This is a genomic window from Nocardia uniformis NBRC 13702 (assembly GCF_001613345.1).
Taxonomy (GTDB): Bacteria; Actinomycetota; Actinomycetes; order Mycobacteriales; family Mycobacteriaceae; genus Nocardia; species Nocardia uniformis.
Map to the genome: position 1 here is coordinate 101,227 of NZ_BDCE01000044.1, position 17,146 is coordinate 118,372.

Consider the following 17,146-nt stretch of genomic DNA (forward strand, 5'->3'; position numbering starts at 1 on the left):
CCCCGACCGAGGTCGCTTTTCGGTGATCAGCGGGCGTGTTCGTCGGCGGAATGCACCCGGAGTTCGGTGATCGCATCCGCATCCGGGCCGTCGACCAGCATTCGGTCGGCAATCGCCCAGCGCAGGTTGCGGGGCAGGTCCGGTGCCAACCGCGTGAAATACGCGTACAACCAGTCGGCGCGGGAGACCAGGAAGGGGAAGTCGGTGCTCATCATCGGACGCAGCACCAGCATCGGCACCGGGGCGTCCAGTGGATGGAAGTCGCGATTCCACAGTCCCGGCACCGGACAGCCCGGATAGAACTGACCGAGCATCAGTCCCTCCGCCACCACCTGGGTCTTACGCGCCCGGTGTACGGCATCGATCATGTCGTAGCGGGTCAGCTCCGGAAAGACGGTGACAAGCGTCAAACGCCGTGCGTCCGTGGGGCTTTCCCGCATAAGCCCGCAGTACAGCTCGAACGCGTCGTCGAGGGTGTGGTTGATGCGCTGCGCTGACAACGCGTCGCCGCCCCCGGCCGATCCCGCCCAGATGAGCTGCTGTGCCGCACTGTTGCGCACGAACGGGCACACCGCTCCCGGCCGCCCCAGCTCCGGATGTGGGCGGGGCAGATAATCGTCCATCCACCGCAGTAGCGTTTCGGCCGCCCGCCCCTGCCGCTTCCACTGCTCGGGGTCCGCGTACACATTCCACCAGTGCACGCCGGTGCGCGGTCCGGTCCTCATCGGAGGTCCTCCCGCCGCAGGTGCGCGTCGAGAACCGGACCGATGACGGCGACGACGTCGGCATTGACGAGCTGGGCGTGGACGGTCTCGACGGGATGTTCGATGAGCGCGCCGGTGACGTAGGGCCGCCACAGCTGCGCTCCGAGCAGTTCGGTCACGCCGCGGGTGGCCGAGAAGTACAGCAGATCACCGTCGAAGACACCGGGGCGGTAGCCGTGCGACAGGCGCACCCCGTCGGCGTAGCAGCGATGCAGGCGAGTCAGCTGCTCGGCGGTCAGACCGGTGCCGAAGGAGGCTGCGGCGGTCGCCAATTCGGCGGCCGCCGCCTCGGCGGTGAGGTCCGCGAGCGCGTCACCGTCCTCGGGTTCGTCACCGAGCAGGTGGGTGAGCAGATCCCGCATGCGCGGTGTCGACGGGGGCGACATGGAGTCGGGGAAGACGACGCTGTCGAGCATGGCCAGGGTCGCGACTCGCGCGCCGCGCTCGCGCAGCCGGACGGCGATGGCGTGGGCGATCTGCCCGCCCAGCGACCAGCCCAGCAGATGATAGGGCCCGTCGGGCTGCACCCGCAGGATCTGTTCGACATAGCCGTCGGCGAGATCGTCGATGCTGGCGCCGTCGCGCGGTTCACCCGTCAACGTCAGGGCTTGCAGGCCGTAGACGGGCCGGTCGGTGACCTGGCGGGCCAATCCCGCGTAGCACCACGCCAGCGGGACGGCCGAGTGCACGCAGAACAGCGGCGGACGGAATCCTTTGCGGCGCAGTGTGAGCACAACACCGAGGGCGTCATCGGTGGCGGTGCTGCCATCGTGGTCGGCGATGCGCGCGGCGAGTTCTCGCACGGTCGGGGCGGTGTAGAGCCAGCGCACCGTCACCGGCAGCCCGGTCGCGGCGGCCAGCTCGGCCGAAAGCGCCACGCCGAGCAGGGAATTGCCGCCCAGTTCGAAGAAATCGTCGTCGAGGCCGACGCGCGTCGTCTCGGTCAGTGCCGCGAAGTGGTCGGCGACCAGGCGCTGTGGTTCGGATTCAGGGGCGCGATAGGGCCGCTGCACGATCGGTGGCGCGGGCAGGGCGGCTCGATCGATCTTGCCGTGCGCGGTGACCGGTAGTCGTTCCAGCTCGACCAGTTGCGCGGGCACCAGTGTGGCGGGCAGCAGTTCGCGCAGGCGGCGGGTGAGATCGGCGTGGTCGAGCTTGTTTCCCTGGGCGGCAACGATATATCCGATAAGCCGGAGCCCGTGCGGTCCGTCGTGGGTGGTGACGACGGCATGCGTTATCCCGGGCAGCGTCGTCAGCGCGGCCTCCACCTCCGCTGGTTCGGCACGACGGCCGCGCACGCTCAGCTGATCGTCGGCCCGACCGAGGAATTCCAGGGCATGATCGGCCGCCGAGCGGACGAGATCGCCGGTGCGGTAGACGCGTTCGCCGGTGCCGAAGGGATCGGCGACGAAGCGCTCAGCGGTGGCACCGGGCCGATGTAGATAGCCCTGTGCCACAGCGGGACCGCCCAGGTACAGCTCGCCCTGTCCGCACGGCGGCGGCGGGCGCAGTCGGCTATCGAGAATCAGTGTCCGCACCCCGGGCAGCGCCGGACCGATCGGCACCGGTCCGTCGGTGGTCAATGCCGGTGATTGCGTTGCCATGACAGTGGTTTCGGTGGGGCCGTACCCATTGAACAATCGCAGCGCGGGGGCCCAGCGGCGGACGAGGTCGGCGGGGCAGGCCTCGCCGCCCACCACCGCGACCCGCAATCGGAGCACCTGCGCCGGGGTCAGGGTCGCCAATACCGCGGGGGTGGTGAGGAAATGGGTGATCGCGGCGTCGTTCAACAACCCGGCCAGCTCGGCTCCCGCCACCACCGAGGGTGGTTCGACAATCAGCCGAGCCCCGCCCGCGAAGGCGGCGAGCAATTCGAGCAGATGCGCGTCGAAGGAGGGAGCGTGCGCGTGCAGCACCCGCGAATCCCGGTCTACCCCATAGTGTTCGACAATGTGGTCGGTGAGCGGACCGAGTCCGCGGTGACTGACGACCACACCCTTCGGGGTGCCGGTGGTGCCCGAGGTGTAGATGAGATAGGCCGGATGATCGGGGTGCAGCGGCCGGATCCGCTCGTCGTCCCGGATCGGCGCGCCGGACCGTCGTTGTACCCGCGCGAGGGTCCCCGGATCATCGAGGGACCGCCAGACTGGTTGCGGTGGGAGTTCACCGCGGACGGTGGCCACGGTCAAACCCCAGCGCGCGCCGGAGTTCGTGGCGACCGTTGCCGCTCGTCGGGCCGGATCGGCGGGATCGACCGGCACGAAGGCGGCCCCGGTCTTCGCCACCGCCCACATCGCGAGTACAGATTCGGCCGACCGTGGCACCGCCACCAGCACGAAAGTGCCCGGCCCTGCCCCCGATTCGATCAGCTCGCGCGCCCACCGTGATGACATTTCGTCCAGTTCGCGATAGGTCCAGGTGTGGACGCCATCCTGGACCGCGACCCGGTCGAGGGCCAACTGCGGACCGACGGGGGAGTCGGCGCTGTGGTCACCGGTCAGCCTGGTGCGCAAGAGATCCGGTAGTAGTCGGTCGGTTCGCGACGCCTTCGTGACCGGCAGGACGCGATCGGGATCCAATGTCCGTACCGGCTGTCGCGGCTCGGCGAGGAAGCGATCGAGGTAGGCCAGAAATTGCCGGTGATGTGCGGCGAGCGCAGCCTCGGAGTACAGCTCCGAGTTGGCTTGCATGCCTATGGTGATCGATTGCTCGTCGGGCCCGAGCTGATAGCCGTTGACCAGCAGATCTTCTACCGGTCCCAATGCCAGCAGGTGCACGTGCGCGGTGAGGGTCCCCATGCGCAATGGTTCTACGGCTCCGAGCAAATTCACTACCGGGCCGAAACTGCCTCGCGCGGTGAGGGTTTCACCTCGATCCTGCAGGATGTCCTCATACCGGCAGCGCTGATGCCGCAGTGCGCCGACCACCCGGGCCCGCACCTGCTCGACCACCTCCGCCGCGGTGGCATCGCGAAGACCGCGCAGCCGCAGCGGGACCACATTCGATACCGAGCCCGCCGACCGCCGCAACGCCGCCGTCGGTCGTGCCGCCACCGGCAGCGACAGCAGTATCTCGTCGGTATCGGCCATCGCGGCCAGGTAGCAGGCGAAAGCCGCGATGGTCAGTTCCGGAAACGTATGACCGCCGTCGTGCCGCCAGGCGCTCAGGCGATCGGCGGTCCGTTCCGGCAGTGTCGCCGCCACCCGGTGCGGCGGGCGGGGGCGGACCGCCGATCGTCCGGCCAGTCGTACCGGCTCGGTAATACCCGCCAGCTGCTCCGACCAGTACTCGCGATCGGACCGCGCCCGCACCGAATCGGAGTAGGCGCGCTCCTCTGCGAGTAGTTCGGCGATCGTCAACGGGCTCCGCGACGAGGTCCCCGACTCGCCATCCTCTGCTGGTTCGGCCACCGAACCCAGTGCGGCGGTGTACAACTCGACGGTGCGCCGCAGTACCACCGCGGCGCCGATGCCATCCACCACAATGTGATGGCTGCGCAGGTACAGCAGATGGATATCTGGTCCGACGTGGAAAGCGGTGGCGGCGGTCAGCCGGTCGGTGAGCAGGTTCAGCGGCGAGCTGTGGTCGCGCTCCATCCATTCGAGCGCGATCGCGACGGCGGCCGGACCGGGGCGGGCGGTGAGATCCTCATAACCCATCGGGGCGAACGCGTCGGGGTCCAGGAACTGTTCGGGATACCCACCGGAGAGTCGGAACCGAAGATGCGGGGACTGCAACTCCCACGCGGCCCGCGCGGTGCACTCCCGCATGAGGTCCACACGCAGCGGACCGCGCAGCTCCAGATACATGGCGACGGTATTCGGCACTTCCGGATACAGCTGCTGGGCGACCCACCAGCGCAATTGCGTAGCCGACAGTGGCAGGCCGGTCTCCGCGGCAGCGGTGGCGGGTGCCGTCCGCACCGCGGATCGTGACTCGACCGGGTCTGTATCGGCCCGCGGCACCGTGCCTCCTTACCCCCCGAACAGCGTTGATCGAACTGTCCGTTGCAACCTACTTCATCCGCCGAGCCCGATCAGGGATGAACCGCCGGGGCCCGGCCGTCAGCACACACCGCCGTCGACCTCACGACCGGGTGGCCGGTCTCGGTGATATCGCGGCCCTCATTAGCATCACTACGGCGAACGAATCCAGGAAACCCGAGGACGTGTGTTGACTACCGAACAACTTGACCGCTGGAACGCTCAGGAAGCCGACGCGGAGGCGATGATTCCCATCATCGGCACGTTGTATCGGCGCAAGGGCGTCACGATCCTGCTGCACAGCCGGTCACTGGTGAACAAGTCGGTGATCAGCATCCTGCGCACGCACCGCTTCGCGCGTCAGATCGAGGGCGAAGAGCTGTCGGTGCACGAGACGCTGCCCATTCTGCGGGTGCTCAGCGAACTGGATCTGGGACCCTGCAAGATCGATCTCGGTCAATTGGTCGCGGCCTATCGCGCCGATGACCGCGGACTGTCGATCCGCGACTTCACTGTCACGGTCCTGGATGACGTGACCAACGGCAATAAGGCAGAGCCCCAGGGGCCCCGAGATGTCGTGCTCTATGGTTTCGGCCGCATCGGTCGTCTGGTCACCCGCCTGCTCATCGAGAAGGTCGGCTCCGGCAATGGGCTGAACCTGCGTGCCGTGGTGGTACGCAGGGGCGGCGATGACGATCTGACCAAGCGCGCGTCGCTGCTGCGCCGGGATTCGGTGCACGGCCAGTTCAACGGCACGATCAAGGTCGATACCGCCAATGACACGATCATCGCGAACGGCAATGTCATCAAGTTCATCTACAGCGATGATCCGACGACCGTCGACTACACCGAGTACGGGATCAAGGACGCGATCCTGATCGATAACACCGGTCGGTGGCGCGACCGTGACGGCCTCGCGCAGCACCTGCGCCCCGGTATCGCGAAAGTCGTTCTCACCGCGCCCGGCAAGGGCGACGTGCCCAATATCGTGCACGGCGTCAACCACCGCGACCTGGACCTGTCGCAGCAGATCTTCTCGTGCGCCTCGTGCACAACCAACGCGATCGTCCCGCCGCTCAAGGCCATGGATGACGAGTTCGGCATCGTCCGCGGTCACGTGGAGACGGTGCACTCGTTCACCAATGACCAGAACCTGCTGGACAACTACCACAAGGCCGACCGCCGCGGCCGATCCGCGCCGTTCAACCTGGTACTCACCGAAACCGGTGCCGCCTCCGCCGTCGCGAAGGCCATGCCCGACTTCAAGGCCAAGATCACCGGCAATTCGATCCGCGTCCCCACCCCCGACGTCTCGGTCGCCATCCTGAATCTGCAACTGCGGCAGGAGACCACGAAGACCGATGTCCTCGCGTACCTGCGTCAGGTTTCCCTCGCCGGTCCGCTGAGCCGAAACCTCGACTACACCGCCGCCACGGACGCGGTCTCCAGCGATTTCATCGGCTCCCGCGCGGCGTCGATCATCGACGCCAACGCCACCATTGTCGAGGGCGACACCGCCATCCTCTATGTCTGGTACGACAACGAATTCGGCTACTCCTGCCAGGTGGTCCGGACGGTGCAGTACATCTCGGGGATCGAATACCCGACCTACCCGCGGCCGGACCGCACCGCCGCTCCGGTGCTCACAACGTCCGCGCGGGGGTAACCAAGCGCCCGGGCAGAAGTCCCGCACGCAATGATCCTCGTCATTCCGGCATGCTTTTGGCCGGAATCCACACTCGGACGCCGCGCAGTGTGGATCCCGGCCGAGAAGCGCGCCGGAATGACGGGTGCTTCGGTCGCGGAACGTGTGGTGGTTTCCCGGCTACCCGCTCGGCCCCGCGTGGCCGAGAAGTAGGTCGGCACCTGAACGCTGAAGGCCCCTGCTCGGCAGGGGCCTTCGCCGCGTCGGCGAATCGACCGCTGCCCGCGTCGACATTCACGTGGATGTCGGTCGGTATCGGTAGCGTCTGGGTCGTGGAAACTGGGGAACAGATTCAAGAGCTCGCGGACCGGATTGTGGCGCTGCGCGAGGCCTACTACCAGGGTTCGCCGCTGGTCGCGGATGCCGAGTACGACGCGATCGAGGACGAGCTCCGGGGGCTCGTCGAGGCGCATCCCGACCTCGCGCCCGACCCGAATCCGCTGGGTCAGGTCGGTGCGCCCGCGGTGCTGCACGCGCCGATCCGGCACTCGCGTCCGATGCTGTCACTCGAGAAGGCGACCAAGCCCGCACAGGTCGCGGCGTTCTTCGATCGCTTCCCCGGCCAGTCGGTGGTGGTGATGCCGAAGCTCGACGGCCTATCGCTGGCCCTGGTCTTCGAGGACGGGCGGCTGATGCGCGCGGTGACCCGCGGTGATGGCACCACCGGTGACGATGTGACCATGCTGGTTCGTGCCCTGGTCGATGGAGTTCCCGAGCGGATCGACGTCCCGGGCCGGGTGGAGGTGCGTGGCGAGGCGGTAATGCTGCGCTCGACCTTCACCGCCTACAACACCGCGCACCCGGACAAGCCGCTGATCAATCCGCGCAACGCCGCCGCGGGCACCCTGCGCGCGAAGGACCCGGCCACCGTCGCCGAGCGACGCCTGCAGTTCTTCGGTTTCGACCTGGACACCTCCGAGGGCGGCACCGCGCTCGATCTGGAGGAAAGCCTGGGGGCGCTCGGGATTACGGGCGCGCAGATGCGGCACTGCGCCGACGCCGAGCAGGCGCAGGCGGCGATCACCGCGATCGAGCAGGGTCGCAATCAATTGGACTACGACCTCGACGGCGCGGTGTTGCGACTGGCCGACCGTGATGCCTATGCCGCGGCGGGCACCCGCTCGAATTCGCCGCGTGGCGCGCTGGCGTTCAAGTTCGCCGCCGAGGAGAAGACCACATTGCTGGCCGATGTGGTCTGGGACGTCGGCAAGACGGGCAAGATCGTCCCGGTCGCGTGGCTCGAGCCGGTATTCGTCGGCGGCACCACGGTCACCAAGGCGACACTGGCCAACCAGGAGGTGATCCGCGCCCGCGACATCAAGATCGGTGACACCGTCCTGGTGCGCCGCGCGGGTGATGTGATCCCGTTCGTGGCGGGCGTGCTCGACGCCGCCAAACGCACGGGCGAGGAGCGCGAGATCGTGCCGCCCACCGCCTGCCCCTCGTGCGCGCAGCCGGTGACCGAGCAGGGCAATAGTCGAGAGTTGTTCTGCACCAACGTTTCCTGCCCGGCACAGACGGTGCGCAGGTTGATCCACTGGGCGTCGCGGGCCGCGGCGGATATCGACGCCATCGGGCAGGTGTGGATCGAACGCCTCGCCGAGGCGGGCATTCTGGAGCATCCGTCGGACTTCTACACGCTGACCAAGGAGCGGCTGCTCGAATTCGACCGCATGGGCGAGGTCTCGGCCGCGCGGATGATCGACTCCATCGACGCCAGCCGTCAGGTCGGCCTGCGCCGCGCGCTGATCGGTCTGGCCATCCCGATGGCCTCCGACGGCACCGCCGCACGCCTGGCCCGGGCGGGATTCGGCTCCCTGGAGGAGGTCGCCGACGCGGGCGAGGAACGGCTCGTGGCGGTGGAGGATATCGGACCGAAGGTCGCCGCCTCCCTGGCCGCACATCTGGATCGCCTACGGCCGGAGCTGGAGCGGCTGCGAGCGGCGGGCGTCAGTCTGGATGTGCGCGAGGAGGACCTGCCCCCGGTGGTGGCGGCCGGTGCGCCCCTGGCTGGCAAATCGGTAGTCATCACCGGCGCGATCAGCGACCCGCGCTCCGGTGAAAAGGTCGCCCGCCCAACATTTCAACGCCTGTGCGAGAAGGCGGGCGCGACAGCGGCGTCCTCGGTCTCCGCGAATACCGACCTGCTCATTACCGGTGCGGGTGTCGGCGAGAGCAAGCTGACCAAGGCGGAGAAGCTCGGCGTCGAGGTCGTCGACCAGGGCGAGATCTGGAACCTGCTGATAGCGGCCAAGGTTATCTAGGCCTGTTATCACGTGCGGACACGACCGGTCTGGCTATTGTTGGGCGTGACGGCCGTGGCCGAGACCGTCGTGTCGTGTCGAGGGGTGCTCGTCGGCCGCTGCGGTGCGGGGGATCTCGTTAGGTTGAGCGGTTTGTGGATATGCAGTTGTTCTCACCGACATCGGAGGGCTTTGCATGGCGAAAGATTTGACCCAATTGGAGCTGCTGACCGCGCTGGAGCCGGTCGTCGGCCAGAATATCGACCGGCACCTAGCGACGGCCAAGGACTGGAATCCGCACGATTACGTGCCGTGGGACGAGGGTAGCAACTTCGCTGCGATGGGCGGGATCGATTGGGACCCAACGCAATCGCGGCTGTCGGAGGTTGCGAGGGTGGCGATGATCACCAATCTGCTCACCGAGGACAACCTGCCCTCCTATCACCGCACCATCGCCGAGAACTTCTGCATGGACGGCGCGTGGGGAACCTGGGTCGGGCGCTGGACCGCTGAGGAGAACCGCCACGGCATCGCCATGCGCGACTACCTCGTGGTCACCCGGAGCGTCGACCCGGTGGCCCTGGAGAGCGACCGGATGCTCCACATGACCAAGGGTGTGAACACACCCGAGGGCTACGGCGGTGTGCTCGATCAGGTCGCCTATGTCACGTTCCAGGAACTCGCCACCCGTGTCAGCCACCGCAGCACCGGCCGGGTGTGCGCCGACCCCGTGGCCGACCGCATGCTGGCGCGTATCGCCGCGGACGAGAACCTGCACATGATCTTCTACCGCAACCTGACCGCCGCGGCGTTCGACCTCACCCCCGACCAGACAATCGAAGCCATCACCAAGGTCGTGCAGAACTTCGCGATGCCCGGCCACGGCATGCCCAATTGGCGTCGCAACGGCGTGCTGATGGTCAAACACGGCATCTACGACCTGCGGCAGCACCTCGACGACGTCCTCTGGCCGGTCCTGCGAACGTGGAAGGTGTTCGAGCGCACCGATTTCACCGCACGCGGCGAACAAAGCCGCGAGGAACTCGGTGAATATCTCGAGAAACTCGAACGCGATGTCATCCGGTTCGAGGAACAGCGCGACCGCCTGCTGGCTCGCGAAGCGGCCAAAGCCGAGCGTGCCCTCACGGCCGCTGGGTAATCGGGGACCGAGGACTATCGGGAACCGAGGGGCCAACTGGCCGGATTCCTTATTCGGCCAGTTGACCTATGATTTTCGGCGCAAGCCCGGTTCTTCAGGGTCGGGATAGCCGATCCCCTTTAGATCGGGGCGGCGTTGCTGTTGCGCATACTGGGCGATGATCGAGAGGGGCGCGCCACCGCAAGAGGCTGCGAAGTACGACGGCGACCACAGGTGCTCACGGTGAGTCTGCATCCGGTATCGCAGTTGCGCAACTGCCGCGAGGAGACACCCTTGCGTGAGTTCACCAGCTTCGACAGTTGACGACTGTCAGCGCGCTTCGATATCGAAGAGCGCCGACAACGACGACCAAGGGTGCGTGCAGCGTGAAAACAGCCACGGTCCATAGCCCTACTTGCTACGGTATTCGAATGCTTGTTCGATACCGTTACCGCGCCTACCCGGACGGGGATCAGCAGAAGATGCTGTCCCGGTCGTTCGGGTGCGCGCGGACGGTGTTCAACGATGCGGTACGTGCTCGGCAAGTCGCCCATACCGCAGGTGTGAAGATCAGCGACACCGATGTGCAGAGGCGGGTCGTTACGATCGCCAAATCGACACCGGAACGTGCGTGGCTGGCGGAGGTGTCCTCGGTGGTGCTGGTGCAGGCCTGCCAGGACGCGCGTCGCGCCTACCGCAACTTCTTCGACTCCCTGTCCGGAAAACGACGAGGCCGCAAGATAGGGGCACCCCGGTTCCGGTCGCGCAAGAACAATCGGCAGTCGATTCGGTTCACCCGCACCGGATTCGGTGTCACCGACCGGGGCGTACGCCTGGCGAAGATCGGGGACGTGAAACTCGCGTGGTCACGGGAGCTCCCGTCGGAGCCGACGAGTGTCACGGTGCTCCGCGAACCGGACGGCCGCTTCTACGTGTCGTTCGTCGTGGAGGTCGAACAGACGCCGCTACCGGCCTCACCGACTGTCGCCGGTATCGACCTGGGGCTCACCGACTTGGCGACGATCGCCCGGTCGGACGGCACCCGGGAGAAGATCCCCAACCCACGGCACCTCGGCGCCAAACAACGTCGTCTCAGCAGAGCCCAGAAAGCGTTGTCGCGCAAGCGGAAAGGGTCGGCCAACCGGGCAAAGGCACGAGTCCGGGTCGCGGTGTTGCACCGGAAGGTGCGGGAAACACGGCTCGACCACCACCACAAACTCGCCCTCCGGCTAATCCGTGAGAACCAAACGGTAGCCGTGGAGGATTTGGCGGTGGCGGGTATGGCCCGCACCAGGTTGGCGAAGTCGGTCCATGATGCCGGCTGGTCCACCCTGGTTCGGTTGTTGGAGGAGAAAGCCGCCCGGTATGGGCGGACTGTCGCCACGATCGACCGATGGTTCCCGTCTACCCGCACCTGCTGCGTGTGTGGCGTGGTCGGGGACCGTCAACCGTTGTGTGTTCGGCAGTGGGTGTGCGTGTGTGGGGTGGTCCTGGATCGGGACTACAACGCCGCGGTGAACATTATCGACGCCGCAGGGCTTGCGGAGTCGTTAAACGCTTGTGGAGGCGATGTGAGACTCCGGCTCGCCGGAGCGGTTGCCGGTGAAGCAGGAACCCCCCGAACAGACCCCACCGGACATGGTGAGGCTGCGTAGGAATCCCGGCCCTTCAGGACCAGGAGGAAGTCAACCCCATGCCATGGACGATGATGTCCGGATCACATATGGGAGGCTGTGCATTTCGCCGATGCTGCCGCAATGGCGGCGGGGTTGCGCGTTACTACGATCGATCGGCCGGGATAGGGTGTCGTCGATGTTGCCGCGTCGGCGGATCGTGGATTGGGTCGATACCGTGAGCGCGGTGGCGGACGGCTCCGGCTGGATCAGTTCGCGATGCTCGGTGTTTCCGGTGGTGGTCCATGCGTTGGCGTGCGCGTATCGCTTGCCCGACAGGGTGACCCGTGCGGCGGTGGTCAGCTCGCCCGCCCTCGTTCGAGAAGCGCGTGTCCAGTGCGGACGAGAGTGATGGCAAGCGTGGGGGAGGGTTGCGGGTATTGCGCCGGTTTCCATTGCTGGCGCGCCCGGTCGCGGCGCGGATGGGGGGGTGGTTCGGGAGCCGCGCGGTCTCGCCGGGCTGATTGCGCAGATGTCGGCGGCTGATCGCAATCGTCCGGCCGGGATGAGGAGTTGGCGGCGAAGATCGTGGCCAATATCGGGGTGGCTTTCACACAGGGCAGCCGGGGAGGCGCGGGGATTTGACGGTGATGTTCGCTCGACCGTAGGGGTTCGACCTCGCTGATATTGCTGTACCCGTACATATTTGGCATGGTGCGGCCTACGCCAACGTGCCGGTTGCGGATGCTCGACGGCTCGCGGCCGCTCCCCCGAACGCCGAGCTCGTCGTCGTTTAGGCGCCGGGGCATTTGGTATTCGTCGACCACGTCACCGCAATCTTGGACTCGATTCCGGCGAGTATGTAGGCGAATATGAGTGTCCACGCGAGGCCTGCGGGGGCGTGGCCTAATGGGCGTGGCCGATCCGGGATGTCCGATCGATACCCCGCCGGGCTGGCGGGGCGGACATCGGTAATCATGCGCGTCAACCGGTATGGGCGGACAGTGCTCGGGTTTCGATCTCGAGGCCGCCGGTGGCGGTGAGGGCCGCGCCGTAGGTGATGCGCCGTTCCTGTGAATCGTCGCGGGCATCGGTGTTGTGCACGGTAAGGCAACTCACCGCACCGAAATTCACTATCAGGTAGCGGTTTTCGACCGTGTCCGTCTACGTGGTGAGGGTGACGGTGAAGATCTGTCCGCGCGCGATCCAGTCACGGGCGGCGGCCGCGACCGCGGGCGATTCGGCATCGGGGAAGTGCAGGCTGAAGGGCAGGTTGGGGGAGTCCAGGTAGGTCGCCATGACGGACCGTGTCCGATCTTGTTGCGCTGGTTTGTCTTCGGAGGTGAAGCCGTAATCCTGTAGATCCCAAGTGTAGACCTACAGCGTTGACACAATGTCCCGAACAGTGTCTACTGAGAGCAGCAGCAGTTCCGCGCGAAGGCTTCGAGGATCGCGATGATCGTCACCATCGAGCTACTCGTGCTCCACACCGACTCGAGTCGCAATACCGCCCACGCGAACTGCCGCATGTCGACGCAGGGACCTCACCTGCACACCTCCGCCATCTCCGCGACGTCGCAGCAGCAGCCGCACCCGGCAATGTGGCCGGGCCCGGTCCGGGGCCCGATCCCCGCCTCGATATCGCGGCGCCGATCGGCGGCCGGACAATGGTCGGCCTCGCCTTTCACGTAACCGGGCCACCCGATACGCGGCGGCCCCGATCCCGTTCACCATCGCCGGTGTTCGGTGTACCCACCCTGTCGACTGCAGCTGGATTAGAGGCAGAACCGATGAGTACTCCATCGACAACGACGCCCACTCGACCGAGATATGCACGCGGTGGCAATGATAGCTACGACAATATCGAGCCATCGTTCGCTCGACTCGCCGCGTTGGACCCCACCGACCCGCATCGAATCGCGTTGCGGGAGGAGCTGATCGGCCGCTGTCTACCGCTGGCCGAACATATCGCCCGCAAGTTCGCCCAGCGCGGTGAGAATGCCGAGGACCTACTGCAGTGCGCCCGGGTGGGGGTGGTGCTCGCCGTCGATCGATTCGATCCCGATTACGGTGCGCCCTTTCTGGCCTTCGCGGTGCCGACGATCATGGGCGAGGTCCGCAGACACTTCCGCGACTTCACCTGGGCAGTGCGAATACCGCGGCGACTCAAGGAGATTCACCAGGCGATCGGCCCCGCCGTCGATCTGCTGTGTCAACAGCTCGGCCGCATGCCCACCGCCACGGAGATCGCCGACGAGCTCGGCATCGATCGTGTCGAAGTAACCCGGGCGCTGGTGGCTCGCAATGCCTACCGCACCTGCTCGCTCGAGGAGCCGGTCGGCAATGACGCCGACTCCGCGCCGATCTCCGTCCGCGACAGCCTCGGTGCCGACGAGCCGGACTATGGCGTCATCGAGGACCGCCTGACTGTGCGGCCCCTGATCAAAGCCCTCGCTGAACGGGAACGCGAAGTGCTGATCCTGCGGTTCTTCGAATCCCAGCGCCAAATCGATATCGCGGAACGACTCGGCGTCTCCCAGATGCAGGTTTCGCGCGTCTTGGCTCGAACTCTCAATGCGTTGCGCGAGCAGGCGTTACTCGACTGAACATTGCGGCGCTGCTGAGCGCGGCGAACAGCCCGACATCCAACTATCCAGGAGAAAATGAAATGAGAACATTCGCGAACGAGGGCAGACAGATGCGCAGGGGTGGCCGCTCGAGGATCTCCAGCCTGGTCACGGTGCTGGTGTTGGTATGGCTGATTATCGGTGCCGTCGCCGCCGGGCAACGGGACTACTTCGGTAGCGCGCCGACCAACTGCGCGAGCACCGGAACCATCGCGGTGACCATCCTGGCCGGGCCGCTCAACTACCTCGGCATGAATCCGACGGTGGATGACTGCAAGGTCGATCTCCCGCAACCCAGCCCGTGACCTGAGCAGCCTGCGGAATTGGTCCGAACCGTCCCTCTGACCCGCGCGCTCCCGGCAGCGTTCGGGGCGCTGCTGTTGATGTGCCCATGTGACCTTTTGTGCCAGAGTTCAATTGGATACTGGCAAGATCGGTCATCAGCATGGATCATGGCCCGCGCGACAACTCCTGTCGACGGGAGTCGCAGCCTGGGCTGCCATCGGTCGCGGGCAATCAGCTGAGAGACTTTCGGAATGAATCACGTTGTGCGAGTAGACATTACCGCTACCGGTCGCCAGCGCGGAAAGTGAATGCGCCCCGAACGAATCGGTCGGGGCGCATTCGATTGACCGCTGCGGGCGCAGCACTCGGACAATGCGATCGCGATGACCAAGGGACAATATGAGATTTGCTGCGGTGCTCGCTATTACGTCAACAGTCGCACTCCTGGCGGCGTGCGGTTTCGGGGACGGCTCCGCCACGCTCACCGACGACCAGCTGGCACGTGAGTACTCCCGGACCGTCTACGGCACATCTCTCGACGACGATGCGGCCGGGCCGGAGGAGGCCACGCGGGCAATCGTCGAACTCGTCTCCGATCACTGTGCGGTGCTGGGCGATATGCGGGAGAGGGGGCTGATCTCCACGGACCCGGAATACTCGACGAATGCGAGCGGCCTGGCCTCGCTGGAAGTGCGGTTCGGGCAGGAAGCGGGCTTCACGGCTCGCCAGACACGCGACGCCCTGGGCATCAGCGCCCGCTTCCGCTGCGATGAATTCACCCCGATGCTGCGCGCCTACGACGCGGCCAATGCCGTCGACTGAGCTTCCCGGGCAACCACGGGCCAGCTCACTAGTGTCTTCCGATACCTGGCGCTACACGACCCCCGGCCGGACGCCTCGACCGCTGACAAACCAACTACCCTGTGGTGTACGCCATCTGGGCCTGGATTGTGGTTCTGGCCTTTCCGCCGCTGTTCGGGTTTCGGTAGCTCGCGAAAGCCGTCCCGAGACCCGTCACCCCGGGGTGAGGGCCGGTGCCAGCAGCCGGGCCGCTTGGTCGATGACCCACGGTTTGTCGATATAGGGCGGCGGGTCGATGGCGATGCGGAAGCATGCGGTGGCGAATACCGCCATGCCGATGTAGACCATCGATTCGCGCTGTTCGCGGGTGAGGTCGGGGCGGACGATGGTGATCAGGAGCCGACCGAAATGTCCCAAGGTCTGTTCGATTTCGGGAAATACATTGCTGTAGAGGCCCAGTGGCGCTTCCGATAGCAACGCTCGGACGACACCGCGGTGGGTTTCGATCGCCTCGACCATGGTGGCGGTGAGGTGTCGGAACCCGTCGACCGGTTCGAGATTGTCCGAGACCGATGCCGACATGGCGGCCGTGAGCGTTGCCGTGATCTCGGTGGCGGTGCGATCACGCACCGCCTCGACCAATTCCGCCTTGTCCGCGAAATAGCGGTACAGGGTGCCGACGCTGACCCCGGCTTCCCGCGCCACGTGGTTGGTTGTCAGGTGGGCATAGCCGTGCGCGGTCAAAACCCGAGCAGTGGCGTCGATCAAGGTGGCGGTGGTGTCACGAGAGCGCTGCTGTACCGGCCGGATTCGCTTGGGCCTGGGCATTCGCACCGCCGAAGTATGTGACTCGAATGGGGTGAATCCGAGTAGAAGTCGAATCTGTTTTCACCTTAGCGTTGAGGTAGGGATTCGTCACTCAACGAGGAGTTTTCGACGTGACCAGCGCATCAGAACGTGCAGCAGCAACCGCCGTATTCCGTCGCGGGGGGCCGCCGGTCGCGGCCGGAACCTCGATCGGGCCGGACGGACAACCCGACTACGGCTACTTCGGTCCCGCCACGGTGGTGTGGCGGGTCCTGACCCATCCGGCGGTCCCCTCCATGATCGCCCAGGTCACCGGACTACTGGAAGTGGCTGAGGCGGGGCTGTTCTCGGCCGTCTTCGACCACGACCCGCTGACCCGCGCGACGCTACGCGGCAGGGTGCGCCCGTCGATGGTGAACGATCGCCTGCGGCGCACGGTCGGCGTTCCGGTACCGATCATCCTCGGCGATAAGCACACCGCGGATCGCGTCGCCGCTCACCTGCGCCGATTCCACAGCCGAATGCAGGGCACCATTCCCGCGACAGGCGAACCCTACGACGCCGCGGGCTCGGATCTCGTGGTCTTCGCGCACGTGACGATCATGCACGCCGCACTGCTCGTGTATGAGCGGACCGCGTTCGAGGGAGGTCTCCCGAGGCGGCTCGACGACGAGGACCGGGACCGCTACTTCGCCGAGGCCGCCCGTTTCGGGGAACTGATGGGCGCTCGCCCCGAAGACATTCCACGATCGGTCGCGCAGGTCCACGAGTACTACCGCAACCATGCCCCGCAGTACTACCGCCGCGGCGGTGACGAACCAGTTCTCGTCGGCACACTACTCGCGATCGTGCGAATGCTGCGTCACCCGGGCGATGTCGATACCGCGCTGATCATGCTGGTACTCATGGCGAGCGGTATCGCGGCGTTCGGCATCGTTCCCGGGCCTGTCCGCCGCCTGTACGGCATACCGAAAGTCGCCGATCCCCTTGTCGCGACGGCATTCCGGTTGACCCAGCCCCTCTACGCCCTGCTCGCGATTCCTCCGATCGGAGACCGCGTGAATACCTACGTTGCCGGTCCGGACGCGGTGTCGCTGGCTCGATCGGCCCGGCAGCTGATGCACCGGGCTCACTCGCCACGTCACCTGTGGCGAGCGGCGTCGTAGGAATTGACAGGAAG

The 17,146-nt window shown here is 66.2% G+C and carries 13 protein-coding genes and 1 pseudogene; 8 read left to right on the plus strand and 6 right to left on the minus strand.

From position 1 onward, the window contains the following. Positions 1–26 precede the first annotated feature (26 nt). Together NU1_RS13385 and NU1_RS13390 are read right to left on the minus strand one after the other, a co-directional pair. Positions 27–725, minus strand: coding sequence for a DUF6875 domain-containing protein (locus NU1_RS13385; RefSeq protein ID WP_067521064.1), 699 nt, complete (start codon positions 723–725; stop codon positions 27–29). Then, positions 722–4,729, minus strand: coding sequence for a non-ribosomal peptide synthetase (locus NU1_RS13390; RefSeq protein WP_084521254.1), 4,008 nt, complete (start codon positions 4,727–4,729; stop codon positions 722–724). Before NU1_RS13390 ends, NU1_RS13385 begins: the two co-directional genes overlap by 4 nt. 262 nt (positions 4,730–4,991) lie before the next feature. Between NU1_RS13390 and NU1_RS13395 the strand changes: the two genes are divergently transcribed. From NU1_RS13395 to NU1_RS13405, 3 genes are all read left to right on the plus strand, one after another. Then, positions 4,992–6,413 carry a glyceraldehyde-3-phosphate dehydrogenase gene (locus NU1_RS13395; protein ID WP_371859788.1) on the plus strand — a complete coding sequence of 474 codons (1,422 nt, stop codon included), beginning with the start codon at positions 4,992–4,994 and terminating at the stop codon, positions 6,411–6,413. Positions 6,414–6,724: 311 nt separating this feature from the next. Next, on the plus strand, positions 6,725–8,716 hold the full coding sequence (gene ligA, locus NU1_RS13400) for an NAD-dependent DNA ligase LigA (protein ID WP_157552186.1): 1,992 nt from the start codon (positions 6,725–6,727) through the stop codon (positions 8,714–8,716). A gap of 175 nt (positions 8,717–8,891) precedes the next feature. After that, positions 8,892–9,854, plus strand: a complete 963-nt coding sequence (locus tag NU1_RS13405) for an acyl-ACP desaturase (RefSeq protein WP_067521069.1) — start codon at positions 8,892–8,894, stop codon at positions 9,852–9,854. A 66-nt stretch (positions 9,855–9,920) separates the two neighbouring features. Here NU1_RS13405 and NU1_RS40275 read toward each other — a convergent pair. Further along, a pseudogene (locus NU1_RS40275) lies at positions 9,921–10,156 on the minus strand (IS200/IS605 family transposase); the annotation flags it as partial. A gap of 108 nt (positions 10,157–10,264) precedes the next feature. Between NU1_RS40275 and NU1_RS13410 the strand changes: the two are divergent. Then, positions 10,265–11,488: an RNA-guided endonuclease InsQ/TnpB family protein gene (locus NU1_RS13410; RefSeq protein ID WP_067521072.1), complete on the plus strand. Its 1,224-nt coding sequence runs from the start codon at positions 10,265–10,267 to the stop codon at positions 11,486–11,488. Positions 11,489–12,430: 942 nt separating this feature from the next. Here the strand turns inward: NU1_RS13410 and NU1_RS43790 are convergent. Next, positions 12,431–12,565, minus strand: coding sequence for a hypothetical protein (locus NU1_RS43790; RefSeq protein ID WP_281221112.1), 135 nt, complete (start codon positions 12,563–12,565; stop codon positions 12,431–12,433). 45 nt (positions 12,566–12,610) lie between these two features. Continuing rightward, positions 12,611–12,745, minus strand: a complete 135-nt coding sequence (locus NU1_RS43795) for a hypothetical protein (RefSeq protein WP_281221113.1) — start codon at positions 12,743–12,745, stop codon at positions 12,611–12,613. 491 nt (positions 12,746–13,236) lie between these two features. On the opposite strand from NU1_RS43795, the gene NU1_RS13425 reads away from it, so the two are divergent. The 3 genes from NU1_RS13425 to NU1_RS13435 all read left to right on the plus strand — a co-directional run bounded on the left by NU1_RS13425 (position 13,237) and on the right by NU1_RS13435 (position 15,180). Further along, the gene (locus NU1_RS13425) at positions 13,237–14,052 is read left to right on the plus strand and encodes an RNA polymerase sigma factor SigF (RefSeq protein WP_067521080.1); all 816 of its coding nucleotides are present in this window, start codon (positions 13,237–13,239) and stop codon (positions 14,050–14,052) included. 92 nt (positions 14,053–14,144) lie between these two features. Continuing rightward, the gene (locus tag NU1_RS13430; protein ID WP_067521083.1) at positions 14,145–14,378 is read left to right on the plus strand and encodes a hypothetical protein; all 234 of its coding nucleotides are present in this window, start codon (positions 14,145–14,147) and stop codon (positions 14,376–14,378) included. Positions 14,379–14,757: 379 nt separating this feature from the next. Continuing rightward, complete coding sequence (locus tag NU1_RS13435) at positions 14,758–15,180, plus strand: hypothetical protein (RefSeq protein ID WP_157552190.1); 423 nt, start codon at positions 14,758–14,760, stop codon at positions 15,178–15,180. A gap of 192 nt (positions 15,181–15,372) precedes the next feature. On the opposite strand, the gene NU1_RS13440 is transcribed toward NU1_RS13435, so the two are convergent. Continuing rightward, positions 15,373–15,987: a TetR/AcrR family transcriptional regulator gene (locus NU1_RS13440; protein ID WP_067521088.1), complete on the minus strand. Its 615-nt coding sequence runs from the start codon at positions 15,985–15,987 to the stop codon at positions 15,373–15,375. 110 nt (positions 15,988–16,097) lie between these two features. On the opposite strand from NU1_RS13440, the gene NU1_RS13445 reads away from it, so the two are divergent. Then, entirely contained in the window at positions 16,098–17,132 is a 1,035-nt protein-coding gene (locus tag NU1_RS13445) for an oxygenase MpaB family protein (protein WP_067521091.1), read from the plus strand. Positions 17,133–17,146: the final 14 nt, after the last annotated feature.